Annotated in this window: 10 protein-coding genes and 1 pseudogene; 8 read left to right on the plus strand and 3 right to left on the minus strand. The window is 73.5% G+C overall.

What is annotated here, in order from left to right:
- Positions 1-15 precede the first annotated feature (15 nt).
- The 3 genes from OIE75_RS11550 to OIE75_RS11560 all read left to right on the plus strand — a co-directional run bounded on the left by OIE75_RS11550 (position 16) and on the right by OIE75_RS11560 (position 3649).
- Positions 16-1227 carry a helix-turn-helix domain-containing protein gene (locus tag OIE75_RS11550; RefSeq protein ID WP_122620562.1) on the plus strand — a complete coding sequence of 404 codons (1212 nt, stop codon included), beginning with the start codon at positions 16-18 and terminating at the stop codon, positions 1225-1227.
- A 139-nt stretch (positions 1228-1366) separates the two neighbouring features.
- On the plus strand, positions 1367-2923 hold the full coding sequence (locus OIE75_RS11555) for a substrate-binding domain-containing protein (RefSeq protein ID WP_307011847.1): 1557 nt from the start codon (positions 1367-1369) through the stop codon (positions 2921-2923).
- Positions 2924-2980: 57 nt separating this feature from the next.
- Entirely contained in the window at positions 2981-3649 is a 669-nt protein-coding gene (locus tag OIE75_RS11560; protein WP_307011848.1) for a histidine phosphatase family protein, read from the plus strand.
- Positions 3650-3679: 30 nt separating this feature from the next.
- On the opposite strand, the gene OIE75_RS11565 is transcribed toward OIE75_RS11560, so the two are convergent.
- Positions 3680-4333: a DUF4360 domain-containing protein gene (locus OIE75_RS11565; protein WP_307011849.1), complete on the minus strand. Its 654-nt coding sequence runs from the start codon at positions 4331-4333 to the stop codon at positions 3680-3682.
- A gap of 138 nt (positions 4334-4471) precedes the next feature.
- The gene (locus tag OIE75_RS11570) at positions 4472-4966 is read right to left on the minus strand and encodes an RrF2 family transcriptional regulator (RefSeq protein ID WP_307011850.1); all 495 of its coding nucleotides are present in this window, start codon (positions 4964-4966) and stop codon (positions 4472-4474) included.
- A gap of 94 nt (positions 4967-5060) precedes the next feature.
- Here OIE75_RS11570 and OIE75_RS11575 point away from each other — a divergent pair, with 94 nt between their 5' ends.
- On the plus strand, positions 5061-7814 hold the full coding sequence (locus OIE75_RS11575) for a beta-galactosidase (protein ID WP_329470665.1): 2754 nt from the start codon (positions 5061-5063) through the stop codon (positions 7812-7814).
- A 12-nt stretch (positions 7815-7826) separates the two neighbouring features.
- On the opposite strand, the gene arfA is transcribed toward OIE75_RS11575, so the two are convergent.
- Positions 7827-9332, minus strand: a complete 1506-nt coding sequence (gene arfA / locus OIE75_RS11580; RefSeq protein ID WP_329470667.1) for an arabinosylfuranosidase ArfA — start codon at positions 9330-9332, stop codon at positions 7827-7829.
- Between the two features lie 201 nt (positions 9333-9533).
- On the opposite strand from arfA, the pseudogene OIE75_RS11585 reads away from it, so the two are divergent.
- The 4 genes and pseudogenes from OIE75_RS11585 to OIE75_RS11600 form a co-directional block, all read left to right on the plus strand.
- A pseudogene (locus OIE75_RS11585) lies at positions 9534-10277 on the plus strand (IS200/IS605 family accessory protein TnpB-related protein); the annotation flags it as partial.
- A gap of 325 nt (positions 10278-10602) precedes the next feature.
- The gene (locus OIE75_RS11590) at positions 10603-11850 is read left to right on the plus strand and encodes an MAB_1171c family putative transporter (protein WP_329470669.1); all 1248 of its coding nucleotides are present in this window, start codon (positions 10603-10605) and stop codon (positions 11848-11850) included.
- Between the two features lie 91 nt (positions 11851-11941).
- A complete protein-coding gene (locus tag OIE75_RS11595) occupies positions 11942-12469 on the plus strand; it encodes a toxin (RefSeq protein WP_122620272.1) in 528 nt (175 codons plus the stop codon).
- Entirely contained in the window at positions 12466-13683 is a 1218-nt protein-coding gene (locus tag OIE75_RS11600; RefSeq protein WP_329470670.1) for an MAB_1171c family putative transporter, read from the plus strand. Before OIE75_RS11595 ends, OIE75_RS11600 begins: the two co-directional genes overlap by 4 nt.
- The last annotated feature ends 6 nt before the right edge of the window (positions 13684-13689 follow it).

The raw sequence follows: 13689 nt of genomic DNA on the forward strand, positions 1-13689 counted from the left end.
AGCAAGGGAATACTCATGCCCTCCATCGCGCGTCCTTCGGTGCTCGGTGAACCGCTCGACCCCCTGCCCAAGAAGTTCGCGGCCTTCATGCGGCCGCTGCTCCCGGGGCTGCTGAACGAGATACGCATCGAGGTCACCCGCAGCTACCCGGTGTACGGCAGGCTGCTCAACGGCCCGGACGGGGACGCGATCCGGCAGGGGGTCGAGCAGGCGCTGACCGCCTTCGTGGACCGGATCGACAACCCCGGCAGCAGCTCGGAGGTGCGGAACGAACTGCTGCGCAGGTTCGGCAGGGTGGAGGCCTACGAGGGCCGCGACCTGGAGGTCCTGCAGGGCGCCTACCGGCTCGGCGCCCGCATCGCACTGCGCCGGGCCAAGACCCTGGGACGGCAGTACAGCCTCTCCCCCGCGCTGATCCTGGCCTTCGCCGACGCCCTCTTCGCCTACGTCGAGGAGTTGGAGGCGATCACCCGCGAGGGGTACGCGGAGGTGCGGGAGCGGGCGGCCTCGGAGGAGTCCGCGTTACGAAGACAATTACTCCACTTCCTGCTGACCGCCTCGCCGCTGCCCCGGACGACCATCTCGGAGCTGTGCAAGGCCGCCGCCTGGGAGCTGCCCCGGTCGTGCTTCCTCGTCGCCCTGCACCATCCGGCGCCGGAACACCTCCAGACGGCACTCGACCGGGACGTCCTCACCGACCTGGACATTCCGCAGCCGCACCTGCTCGTTCCCGGGGACCTCACCCCCGCCCGCCTCGACATGCTCCGTACGGCGCTGGCCGGCACCCGCGCCGCGCTCGGCCTGACCGTACCGGTCGCGCAGGCCGCCGACTCCGTCCGCTGGGCCCGCCGTGTGCTGCAACTCGTCGACGACGATGTCATCCCCGACGTTCCGCTGATCCGCTGCGAGGATCACCTGACCACGCTGTGGCTGCTGTCCGACGCCGCCCTCGTCGACCGGATCGCGGCGCGTGAACTGGCCCCGCTCGACGAGCTGCCCGCCAGACGGCGCGACCGGCTCGTCGAGACCCTCCGCGTCCACGTCTCCACCCGGGCGCCGGCCGAGCAGGTCGGCGAGGTGCTGGGCGTGCACGCCCAGACCGTCCGCTACCGCCTGCGGACACTGGACGCCTACCTCGGCGACCGGCTCGCCGACCCCGACCACCGGTTCGCCATCGAGGTCGCCCTCCGCTCGCTGCACCTGCGCGGTCACGACGGCACGGACTGATCACGCGTCAGGCGAACACCGGGTGTCGCAGATGACCTGCGGGTGAATTCGAACGGCGGACTCACCCAATCCGCGGGCCCCTTCCCCTCTCCGCCGCCACCATGGCCTCCCATGTCACCGTCCTGAGGGGGAGGCGGACGTGAGTCTGTCGTGGGAGTCCGTGGCCGCCGTCCTGGGTCTGACGGTGCCCGTCGTGGCCGCCCTGTGGGAGTTCGTGCTGGCGGGCCGCAAAAGGCTCGGCTACCGCGTCCAGTTGGACACCACCATCCGGGACTCGGCCGCCTCGGGGCCGGAGACGACGGTGCTCCAGCGCATGCAGTGGGACGGGACGAACCTGCGCGACCCCTCGGTCGTCCTGCTGCGGATCGAGAACGCCGGCTGGAGCCCCGTGGTCGCCGGTGACTACGTCGCGCCCGCCAGCGACCCCGTGGGCATCAGCATCGCCTTCCCCGGCCGCCGGGTGGTCGGCATGACGGTGACGGAGCGCAGTCCCCAGGTGCCGCCCACCTTCTTCGTCCCGGGGGCCGAGGGGTTCGAGACCACGGGCAGGGTCATCAAGCTGCCCAAGGTGATACTGAACCGCAGGGCGCACTACAAGGTCCTGGCGGTTCTGGACCGTGAAGACGGCTTCACCGAGCCCGAGTTCCCCGAACCGGAGGTCACCGCGGGGGTCGTCGGCGGGGTGCGCGGCGGGAACATCAAGAAGACCGCGTACTACCCGTTCGCCTCCCGGCAGGTCCGCTGGCTGCTCGCCTCGCTCATCCTGGTGAGCGCCACCCAGTCCGCGCTCACCTTCGCCGGGGACGACGACACGGCCGCGCCGCTGGACTGCGCCGCGGGGACGCTGCACCTGTCGGGTTCCACGGCCTTCGCACCGGTGCTGCGGGAGGCCGCGGAGCAGTACGAGCGGACCTGCCCGGACGCCCGTATCCCGCTGACCGCCAACTCCTTCAAGGGCAGTGTGGACGGTCTCGACACCCTCGCCGCCGCGGGCGCCGACGCCGGACTCACCGACGGCCGGGGCCTGGGGAACAGGCTGTCGTTCAGCGACGGGCCGAAGTCCGACGGCCGTCCGCAGTTGCTCCCCCGACCCGTCGCCCTGTCGCTGTTCACGCTGGTCGTGCACGAGGACGCCGGGGTCCGGGACCTCTCCCTGAAGCAGGTCCGGGACATCTACGCCGGGCGCGTCACCGACTGGAGCCAGGTCGGGGGCGACGACGTACCCGTCCGCCTGGTCAGCCGGAACCCCGGCTCGGGCACCCGGACCACGCTCGAACAGCAGGTCCTCGGCGGCCGGGCCCTCCCGGCGGTCACCACGGCCGACTGCGCGGGGCTGGCCCCGGACCGGCCGGGCCGCTGCGAGGTGGGCGGCACCGCGACCCTGCTCGACACGGTGGCCTCCACGCCGGGCGCCCTCGGCCACAGCGAGGTCGGCGCCGCCTCGGCGCGCGACGACGTCCGGCAGGTCCGCATCGACGGCTACCCGGCCACCCTGGAGGGCGCCGACGAGGGGGCGTACCCGTACTGGCAGACGGAGATCGCCTACACCTACGGCGAACCGCCGGCCGACTCGATCGCCGCGGGCTTCCTGCGCTACCTCGCCGACGAGGTCGGCAAGGACGTCATCCGCTCCAAGGGCCACCGCCCCTGCTCCGAACTGGACAAGCCCCTGCTCTGCCGCCCGGCCGGGGGGTGAGGCGGGGATGGCACAGTGGAGAGTCCCCGTCCCGGCTCAAGGGAGACTGATCCGTCGATGCGACTGCTGCTCATACGGCACGGCCAGACCCCGTCCAACCTCAAGCACCTGCTGGACACGGCCGCACCCGGTCCCGCGCTGACCCCGCTGGGGCAGGAGCAGGCGGACGCGCTCCCGGAGGCGCTGGCGGCGGAGCGGATCGACGCCCTCTACGCGTCGACGCTGCTGCGCACCCGGCTCACCGCGGCGCCGCTGGCGGCCCGGACGGGGCTGGAGATCCTGGTGCGGGACGGCATCCGGGAGCTGTCCGCCGGCGATCTGGAGATGCGGGGCGACCGGGAGGCCGTCGAGACGTACCTGACCACCGCGCTCGCCTGGTCGGCGGGGGACACCGCGCGGCGCGTGCCGGGCGGGGAGGACGGCGTGGAGGCGCTGGCGCGTTTCGACGCCGTGGTCGAGGAGGCCGCGGCCACCGGGGCCGGGACCGTGGCCATGGTCAGTCACGGCGCCGTGATCCGTACGTGGGCGGCGGCCCGGGCGGAGAACATCGACGCCGGCTTCGCCGCCGCCCACGGGCTGGGGAACACCGGTGTCGTCGTCCTGTCCGGCGCCCCGGGCGCGGGGTGGCGCGTGCTGCACTGGGAGGGCCGGCCCGTCGGCCCCGAGGACGGCGGCCCGCGCGAGGGCGGTCCCGCCGGGGAGAGCGTCGAGGACGCCGCCGGCTGACCGCCGGGGCCCCCGCGGGCCGGCCGCCGGTCAGGACTCCGGGCACTCCTTCCACGCCAGGTGGTACACGGTGCTGATGTCGCCGTCCGTCGAGTCCATCGTCATGAAGCTCACCTTGGCGGGGTCGGACGTGCCCGTGCTCACCCGCAGCTCCGTGTTGATGTTGAAGTTGCGCTGCACCCCGCAGGGCGCCCAGACCAGCTGGGCCCAGTCGGTGGTGTCGGTGGCCTGCCAGTTGTCGTTGAGCGGGCCGCCGAAGGGGTGGGTGCGGAACTCCGTGTTCGGGGAGCCCTGGAAGTAGTACGAGGCCCGCTGGGTGCCCTTGGCGCCGGGCTGGAGGGCGGCGAAGCCGCGGTAGTCCGCGCTGGCGACGGCGTAGGTGAAGCCCTGCGGGACGTGGACGAGCAGGTTGAGCTGGCAGTTCTTGCGGAAGTCGGTGGGTGCGGAGTCGCCGCCCGCCCTGGCGAGGTAGTCGCTGTAGGTGACGGTGAACGCGGTGTTGTCCTCGGAGACGGCGACGGCCGCCGTGCCCTGCGGACAGCCGGAGCCGTTCACCGTGGCGACCTTGATGACGATCTTGTCCGGCGGCGGGTCCTCGAACCCGCCGGAGGGCTGGTGCTGCGCGGGCAGCGCGGAGGTGAGCAGTGCGGCGATGGTGCCGCTCAGGAGCAGGCCCGTGGCCATGGGTCTCCCATCCCGGTCAGTGGGGGGTGGATGTCGTTGAATGCGTCCGCCATCTACACGTGTTCTGCACATGACATTCACGCAACGTCCGCATCGTAGGGACGCCCGCCGGGTGCGGACAGATGCCTCCCCGGCCATTCACACCGGCCGGTTCCCACCCCGTGCGCCTGTGACCCAGGGGTTCTCCCAGGCGGCCGGTTCCGCCGCCAGCGCCCGGACCGGGTCCGGCAGCGCGTCCGCCGCGAGGTCGGCGACGGTCACGCCCTCCAGGATCCGGCGCACATTGGCGCGCAGCGCCACCCACAGCGGCAGCAGGGGTCCCGCCGTGCCCGTGTACACCAGCCCCGTCGGCCGCTCCCCGCGCACGGAGACGATCGGGCCGTCCACCGCCCGGATCACGTCCGCCACCGTGATGGCCGACGCCTCGCGCGCCAGCCGGTACCCGCCGCCCCCGCCGCGCCGGCTCTCGACGATGCCGCCACGCCGGAGATCGCCGAGGATCCCCTCCAGAAATTTGTGCGGAATGTCCTGGACGGTGGCCACGTCCTCCGCCTTGACCGGCCGGTCGTCCTGCTGGACGGCCAGTTCCAGTACCGCCCGCACCGCGTAGTCCGCACGCGCCGAGATCCTCATACCGACCATTGTGCGGTCCGCTGGAAGAATGGCCGGGCACGGACGGTCCCGCTCACGCGGCAGCACCGGAAGCACGGCAACAGGAGAGGCTCCCTTGGAGCTCAGCAGTCTCAGCAGACGAGCGTTCAGCGCCCTCGCGGGCACCACCGTCCTCGGGCTCGCGCTCGGCGGCAGCGTGAGCGGCGCGGCGCCGGCCGGTCCCCCCGGCCCCGTGCCCACCGGTCCGCCGCCCGGGCCGCCCGGCGCCGACGGGCTGCGCCACCGGGTCGCCCTGGACCGGTACTCCCTGCTGGTGGACGGCAGACGGCTGGCGCTGTGGTCCGGTGAGCTGCACCCCTTCCGGCTGCCCAGCCCGTCCCTGTGGCGGGACGTGCTCCAGAAGATGCGGGCGTACGGCCACAACGCGGTCAGCGTCCGCCTCGCCTGGAACCAGCACTCCCCCGCCCCGGGCGCGTACGACTTCACCGGCGTCCGCGACCTCGACCTGTTCCTGCGGACGGCCGCGGAGAGCAGTCTGTACGTCGTGGTCCACCCCGGCCCGTACATCGGCGCCGACGTGGACGCGGGCGGCCTGCCCGGCTGGCTGGCGGCCACCGGGGCCGTGCCCAGGAGCACGGACCCCGCGTACCTGCGCCACGCCGACGAGTGGCTGAGCCGGGTCAACGCGGTCGTCGCCCGGCACCAGTTCACCCGGGGCACCGGCACCGTCCTGCTCTACCGGGCCGACGCCCCCGACCGCGCCGACCTGACCCACCTGCACGAGCGGATCCGCGCCGACGGCATCGACGTACCCCTGCTGCACGCAGGCACCACCCTCGCCTGGGACGAGGCGGAGCGGACCCGGGACGCCGCCGAGGCGCGGCGGGTGCACCTCGACGGCCTGGCGCGCGGGACCACGCTGCACAACGTCCACATGGCGTACGGCGGCACCTCGTGGGGCTGGCTGCCCGCGCCGTCGGCGCCCGCCCCCACCTACGACCCGGCCGCCGCCATCGACGAGGCACGCCGGCCCACCGCCGAACTCGCCCCGCTCCACCAGCTCGGGCACCTGCTGCGCCACGTCCCCGACTTCACCCGGCTCGACGAGGCGGCGGAGGTCCGGGCCGCGGACGCCCGCGTCCAGGTGCGGCACCTGGCCAACCCGGACACCGGCGCCCACGCCTACGTGCTGCGCAACAACTCCGCCGCCGCCGTCACCTCCACCGTCCCGATGGACGGGACCGACGTCGAGGTCACCGTCCCCGCCCGCGACGCCAAGCTGCTCGCCACCGGCCTCCACCTGGGCGCGGGACGGAAACTGGCGTACGCCACCGTGCAGCCCATGCTGTCCCTGAGCGTGGGGCGGGTGGACATCGCCGCGTTCGTGGGGCGGGCCGGGGAGATGGCGCACCTGGTCCTCGACTGCCCGCAGGAGCCCTGGCCGACCCGCCTGGACGAGGAGGCCGCCTGGGCGTTCGACCACGGGAAACTGCACGTGACCGTACCTCTCAAGGAGGACCGGCTGACCCGGGTGCGGGTACGCGGCGCCGATTCCGACCGCACCCTGCTGCTGCTCCTCGCCGACGACGCCGCCTCACTGCGGCTGTGGCCGTACGAGACGCCGTCGGGCCGGGTCCTGGTCCGCGGCCCGGAGCTGCTGCGCGAGGCCGTGCTGGACGGGGACACGATCCGGCTGACCGGTGACACCGTCGGCGAGCGCGAGCTGGAGGTGTGGGCGCCGCGCGGCATCGGCCGGCTCACCTGGAACGGCACGGCGGTGCAGGCGTCCTTCGGCCGCGCCCAGAGCCTGATGACGGTGTGGCCGCTGCCCGGCGTGCCCGAGGTGGCGCTGCCCGAACTCGACGGCTGGCGGCGGCGGACCGAGAACCCCGAGTCCGCGCCGGAGTACGGCGACTCGGGGTGGACGGTCGCCGACCGGCGGACCTCGCACAGCACCACCCCGGTGCCCGGCGGACAGCCCGTGCTCTTCGCCGACGACTACGGCTACCACTACGGCGACGTCTGGTACCGCGCCCGTCTCACCGGGGCCGCCGGTCTGGAGTCGGTGTCCCTGTCCTACGCCACCGGCGCGCGCGGCCTGCTGATGGCGTGGCTGGACGGCGAACCGCTGGGCGTCCACCGTCCGGACGACGGGGAGGACGGGCCGGACACCTGGACCGGCACGGCGGAACTGGGCGTGCCGGCGGGTCTGCGCGGGACCCGGCGGGAGCGCGCCGACGGCGGCGACTCGGCCGTCCTGTCCGTCCTGGTCCGGCGCACCCAGCACGGCCAGGACGACCCGCGGGCGGCCCGCGGACTGACGTCGGCCGCCTTCGAGGGGGCCTCGCCGGAGGTGCGCTGGCGGATCCGGGGGGCGGTCACGCCCGACCCCGTGCGCGGGCCGCTCAACCACGGCGGGCTGTACGGGGAACGGCACGGCTGGCATCTGCCGGGGTACGACGACGGCGACTGGGAGAAGGCGTCCCCGGCGGACCTCCCGCGCGAGGACCGGCGCCAGGGCGTGACCTGGTACCGGACCACGTTCCGGCTGGACGTGCCGCCGGAGGTGGACGCCTCGGTCGGCCTCGTCCTCGACGACGCCCCGGACGGCGACCACCGCGTCCAGGTCTTCCTGAACGGCTGGAACATGGGCGAGTACGCGGCCGGCCGCACCGGCGCGGCACACACCTTCGTCCTGCCGAACGGCATCCTGCGCACCCGGGCCGCCGCCAACACCCTGGCCCTGGCGGTGCTGGCCGACGGCGAGTCGGCACCGGGGCCCGGGACGGTACGGCTGGAGCTGCTGGGCAGCGCGGCCGGAGGGGTACCGGTGAAGCCGGTCGCCTCCCCCGGCCGGCGCCGCGACTGACCGGGCCGGGGCTCAGCGCAGCCGGATCACGTTCCAGGACAGCGGCTCCAGTACGGCGGTCAGGGTGCCGTCGCGCAGCGCGGTGCCGTCCACCCGGTGCGGGACGACCCGTTCGGGGTCGGCGAGCGTGTTGTGGGCGTCCGGGTCGGCGTCCGCGAGGGCGCTGTGCTCGACGACGTCCGTCAGCTCCAGGGCGCCGAGGGCGACGTCCAGCGGCAGCGGCTCGGTGCGGGAGCGGTTGACGGCGAAGACGGTGACCGAGCCGTCCTCGGCGCGCACGGCCGTCGCGTGCAGCAGGTCGGCCTCGCCGTACTTCGCCGTCCCGTACGTCGGTGAGTCCACCCGCACGTCGAGGACCTCGCCGCGGCCGTACCGCGAGGCCTGCGCGAACGGGAAGAACGTGGTCTGGCGCCAGGCCGGGCCGCCCGGCTCGGTCATGATCGGGGCGATGACGTTGACGAGCTGGGCGAGGCAGGCGACGGCGACGCGGTCGGCGTGCCGGAGCAGGGCGATGAGGAGCGAGCCGAAGACGACCGCGTCCATGACGCTGTAGTTGTCCTCCAGCAGGCGGGGCGCCTCGGGCCAGTCGAGGGCGCTCACCTCGGCCTGCGACTTCGACATGTACCAGACGTTCCACTCGTCGAAGGAGAGGTTGATCCGCTTCTTCGACTTGAGCCGGGCGCCGACGTGGTCGCAGGTGGCGACGACGTTCTCGATGAACGACTCCATGTCCACGGCGGAGGCGAGGAAGGAGTCGACGTCACCGTCGAGCGGCTCGTAGTAGGCGTGCAGGGAGATGTGGTCGACGAGGTCGTACGTCTCCTCGAGGACCGTCGCCTCCCACGCGGCGAAGGTCTCCATGGACTGGCCGGACGAACCGCAGGCGACGAGTTCGACGTCCGGGTCGATCTGGCGCATGGCCCGCGCGGTCTCGGCGGCGAGCCGCCCGTACTCCTCCGCGGTCTTGTGGCCGGTCTGCCAGGGGCCGTCCATCTCGTTGCCGAGGCACCAGAGCCTGATGCCGAAGGGGTCCTTGTCTCCGTGCTCGGCCCGCAGGTCCGACAGCGTGGTGCCGGCGGGGTGGTTGGCGTACTCCTGGAGTTCCAGCGCCTCGGCCACGCCCCGGGTGCCGAGGTTGACCGCCATCATGGGCTCGGCCTGCGGGCCGACCTTCCTGAGGAAGGCGATGTACTCGGACAGGCCGAAGCGGTTGGTCTCCGTGGAGCGCCAGGCCAGGTCGAGGCGGCGGGGGCGGTCCTCGGCCGGACCGACCGAGTCCTCCCACTTGTAGCCGGAGACGAAGTTGCCGCCGGGGTAGCGGACGGCGGTGACGCCGAGTTCCCGGACGAGGTCCAGTACGTCCCGGCGCAGCCCGTCGTCGTCCGCGGCGGGGTGTCCGGGTTCGAAGATGCCGGTGTACACGCAGCGGCCGAGGTGCTCGACGAAGGAGCCGAAGAGGCGGGGGTCTACGTCTCCGATGGTGAAGGCCGGGTCCAGGGTGAAGCGGGCGGTGCGCATCTTTTCCCTTCGGGGGTTGTGAACTGCCGGTCCATGACCGCGTATGCAGGTGCTCTGGCGTGAATGAGTGAGTACGGCGGCGGGTCGGAGGGCTCGGCGTCCGGGTGCGAACGGGAGTCTGTCCGTCGAATGTGTGACCTCTGGTGAGTGGTCGTCGTTGGATGGGGCGTGCGGGTCTTCACGGCTGATCGGTGTGTGTGGGTGGGTGGTCTGCGGAAGCCTTCGGCGCCGTTCGTGGTGCCCGGGCCGTCGGGGGTGGCGGTCCGTACCCGGCTCAGGCAGCTCGGCGCTGCCGACGTGGAGGTGCTGCGGCGGGTGGGCGCGATCTGTGCCCACGCGTACATCCAGTCGCTGGAGGCGGGGGCACGGACCCTGCGTCACCGGTTGTCGCCGCCCGTCGGCCAGAAGGGCGCGAAGCACGCTCCGGGTGGGTATCGCAGTCGGCGGGAGTGGCATGCCGGGGCCCGCCGACCGCACGTCCTGGAGGACCGGCCGGCACGGGAGCGCGCCGACTGGGCGGCCGGGACCGTGCACGTCGTGCGGGGCGGCGAGCGCCTGGCCCGCGCGCGGCACCGCTTGCCCGCCGCCGGGCTCAGCGAGGCCGGGTGGCGTGAACGGTGGGAAGCCGCACGCTGGTTTGTGCAGGCGGACGGGGAGTCCGGGAAACGATTCGGGAACGAGACCATCCGCATCACCCCGGACGGCGAGGTCAGCATCAGGCTCCCCGCCCCACTCCAGGAGTTGGCCGATGCGCCGCACGGCCGGTACGTCCTGACCGGCAGGGTGACGTTCGCGCACCGCGGGCAGGAGTGGGCCGACCGCGCAGCGGCGAACCGGGCCGTCGCCTACCGCATCCACCACGACCCGGCCCGTGGCCGCTGGTACGTGACCGCGTCCTGGCAAAAGCCCGTCACCCGCACGATCCCCCTGAACGCGGGGCTGGCGCTGCCCGCGACCGTGAGGCCGCCCGCCGCGGCGAGGAAGTGCCTGCGATCCAGGCCAGGTCGTCCCATGCCCTGCCCTATCTGTTCGACATCTGCCCGACATTGATTGTTCGAGATTTCGAATGACGCTCGTAACTTCGAACGGGACCGTAGGTGTGCAGCGCTTGCGCGTCAATGGTTCGAGCAGGAACTCGGGCCGGCCCTCCGGAATCCGACCCTCCGGAATCTGGCACTCCGGACAACGGAACTCGCCTGACGCGGACACGTCCGGCCGCGTAGGCTCGTACGGCCTTGGATGCGGCTGCGAGCGAGAGCGGAGGGACGCGATGGAGTCCGCGGGCGCGGCCACGGGTCCGGCCTCGTTCCTCAGCGCCTTCTACACGTCCTACTGGTGGATCCCCGCCGCGGTCCTGGCCACCGCCCTGGCGATCAAACTGCCGACGATCATCCGGCTCTGGAGGGACCCGCTGCTGCGCGCGGTCGGCGGCCTGCTGCTGCTGGCCTGCGCGGTGTTCGTGTTCGTCGCCCCCTCGACCATCGTCTGGGTCAACCGCGTCACCGGCGTGCCGAACATCTCGGCGCCCTGGGTGTACTCGCTGCTCACCGCGTTCTGCGGCGCCTGCCTGGTGCTGATCATCGCCTGGCGCGACGGACTCTCCGAAAGCTCGGCCCCGACCCGCCGGGCCACCCGCTGGGTCGTCTCCGTCTACGGCGGGGTGATCGTCGCGCTCTGGGTGCTGTTCGCCCTCGCCGACGTGCCCGTGGAGCGCACCCGGGACCTGGACACCTACTACGCCAACACGCCCTTCATGCGCGAGGAGATCCTGCTCTACCTCCTCGCGCACACCACCGCCGTCCTCATCACCTCACGGCTGATCTGGAACTGGATCCGCACCGGCGGATTCGACGCCTGGCTGCGCCGGGGGCTGCGGTTCCTGGGCGTCGGCTACGCGCTCAACCTGGCCTTCGACGCCGCCAAGCTCACCGCCGTCGTGGCCCGCTGGACCGGCAACGACCTGGACTGGCTCAGTCTGGACGTGGCCCCGGCCCTGGCCTGTCTGTCCGCGGTGTCGATCGCGGTCGGCTTCATCCTGCCGCACGCCGGCCAGTACCTGCGCGAGCGGCGGCGGATCCGGCTGGCCCACCGCGAACTGCGGCCGCTGTACCGGCTGATGCGCTCCGTGCACGGCTCCGGGGTGCCGTTCGTCCTGCGGGCCAGCCCCGAACTGCGCCTGACCCGCCGCGAGACCTTCATCCGCGACGTCCTGCTCCCGCTGGCCCGCCGCACCGACGAACAACTGGGCGCGCGCTCGTACCGCGCCGCCCTCGGTCTCGGGTTCGCCCCGGAGCGGGCGAAGGGGCTCGCCGCGGCCGTGGTGGTCCTCGACGCGGTCGACGCCCGTCCCGGCACGGACGGCGGTGGAGGCGGCGAGGACAGCGGTGGCGAGCCCGACACCACGGACCTCCTGAGCGGGATCGGGGCCGTCTCCCGCGCCCTCGGCCACCCCGAGGTGCTCCGTGAGGTCCGGGCGCGCGCGATGGCACCCGGGGACACCATGGCGGTCACCGAGTGACCGAGACAGACCTGGAACTGGCCCGGACGGCCCCCGTCTTGGCATATTGCACTGGTGACCGAGCAGCAGCCGGGGAAACGGGGAGACAGCGGTGCGTACCAGGAAGGAGATGCGTCGCCTCGCTGACGCCCTCATCGACCCCATCCGGGTTCCCGTGCCGGCGGATCCCGAGGTGCTGTTCGAGGCGCTCGTCGCGTCCGTGAGCGCGTGGCGGGGCCGCGAGGTGGTCGTGCACCGGGCGGCGTTCCCGCCGCACACCGCGAGCGGGCTCTGGCTGGAACGGGAGCACCACGACGACATCGTGGTGGACGAACGCGCCGCGGTGTGGCACCAGATCGTCATCCTCTGCCACGAGGTGTGGCACATGAGCCGGCGGCGGACGGAGGCGGACGGCGCCCCGGACGGCCTGCCCCGGCCGGTCGCCGCGCGCACCGACTTCTCCCTGGCCGAGGAGCAGGAGGCGGACCGTTTCGGCATGCTGATGGGCGGCCGGCTGCGCACCTGGCTGGAGGCCTCCACCGACTCGGTGTTCGCGGCGGAGGGCGACGGACCGGAGGACCCGCCCGACCTCGCCGGACGCATCGGCGCCGCGCTCAACTACCGCGGGACGACCAGATGAACGGGCTGATCAACTACGTCAGCTGCGGAGTGCTGTGGCTCTGCCTGGTGGTCAAGGCACCCGACCTGCTGCGGCACCGGCGCGATCCGTATCTGGGCGCCATCTGCGCGGTCCTGGGGCTCGCCGGGCTCTGCTTCCTGCTCGGCGCGCCGCCGACGGTCGGCGCCGTCAACCGGCTCAGCGGGGTGCCCAACCTCGCGGCACCGCTCACCTACGCGGCCATCACCGGGTACTGCGCCGCCTCCCAGGTCCTCATCGTGCGCTGGCGGGGCGGGCCCCGGGTGGACAGGACGGTGCGCCGGTGGACGCTCGCCTACGCCGCCGTGGTCCTCGGCATCGGGGTGCTGTTCGCGCTGGGCGACGCGCCCGTGGAGCGCCGTACCGACCTGGACACCTACTACGCGACGACCCCGTTCATCGCCCAGATGATCGTGCTGTACCTGGTCGCGCACCTCGGCGCGGTCACCGTCACGACCTTCTCGGCGCTGCGCTGGGCGCGGCAGGTGCGGGGCGGACTGCGCGCGGGCCTGGCGCTCCTCGGCGCCGGTGCGCTGTGCGGCGCGGGGTACAGCACGGCCAAGCTCGTCGCCGTGGGCGCGCGCTGGTCCGGGCGGGACTGGTCGGCGCTGGGCACCACCGTCTCCCCGGCCGCCGCCGGGCTCGGCGCCCTGCTGACGGTCGTCGGCGTGCTCGTCCCGCTGGTGGTGCCCCGGGTGACCGAGTGGCGGCGGGCGGGGCGGACGTACGCCCGGCTCGGGCCGCTGGAGCGGGTGCTGGACGACCTGCTCACCCGGCGGGCGCTGCGGCTGCCCCGGCCCCGGTTCGCCTCGCCCGCCACCCGCCTGATGTGGCGCCAGACCAGCATCCACAACGCGCTCGGCCATCTGGACGCCTATCTCGACCGGGACCTGTACGACCGGACCCGCGCCGGGGTGCTGGCGGCGACGGACGACCCGGAACGGGCCGAGGCCGCCGCCTGGGCCGCGGTGATCACCGAGGCGGTACGGCGCGAGGCGGATCCGGCGCGGACCGTCGCGGCGGCCGCGGGCGGCGGCGCTCCCCCCGCGTCCCCCGGCTCCCCCGTCGGCCCACCCCTCGGCCCGGCGCCGGGCCCGGCCGCCCTCGGCCGGATCGCCGACGTGCTGGCCGTCGCCCCGCCGGAGCCGGCCCTCGCCGCCGTCCCGAGCGGTACGACCGCGGCGGGAACCGCGTGACCGAAA

Source organism: Streptomyces sp. NBC_01723, from assembly GCF_036246005.1.
Lineage (GTDB): Bacteria > Actinomycetota > Actinomycetes > Streptomycetales > Streptomycetaceae > Streptomyces.

What these genes read in the sequence shown, in the direction of transcription:
- OIE75_RS11600 (WP_329470670.1), top strand. Translation starts at nt 12,466, where the DNA reads ATGAACGGGCTGATCAACTACGTCAGCTGCGGAGTGCTGTGGCTCTGC.
- arfA (WP_329470667.1), bottom strand. Translation starts at nt 9,332, where the DNA reads ATGCGCACCGCCCGCTTCACCCTGGACCCGGCCTTCACCATCGGAGAC.
- OIE75_RS11550 (WP_122620562.1), top strand. Translation starts at nt 16, where the DNA reads ATGCCCTCCATCGCGCGTCCTTCGGTGCTCGGTGAACCGCTCGACCCC.
- OIE75_RS11590 (WP_329470669.1), top strand. Translation starts at nt 10,603, where the DNA reads ATGGAGTCCGCGGGCGCGGCCACGGGTCCGGCCTCGTTCCTCAGCGCC.
- OIE75_RS11560 (WP_307011848.1), top strand. Translation starts at nt 2,981, where the DNA reads ATGCGACTGCTGCTCATACGGCACGGCCAGACCCCGTCCAACCTCAAG.
- OIE75_RS11570 (WP_307011850.1), bottom strand. Translation starts at nt 4,966, where the DNA reads ATGAGGATCTCGGCGCGTGCGGACTACGCGGTGCGGGCGGTACTGGAA.
- OIE75_RS11565 (WP_307011849.1), bottom strand. Translation starts at nt 4,333, where the DNA reads ATGGCCACGGGCCTGCTCCTGAGCGGCACCATCGCCGCACTGCTCACC.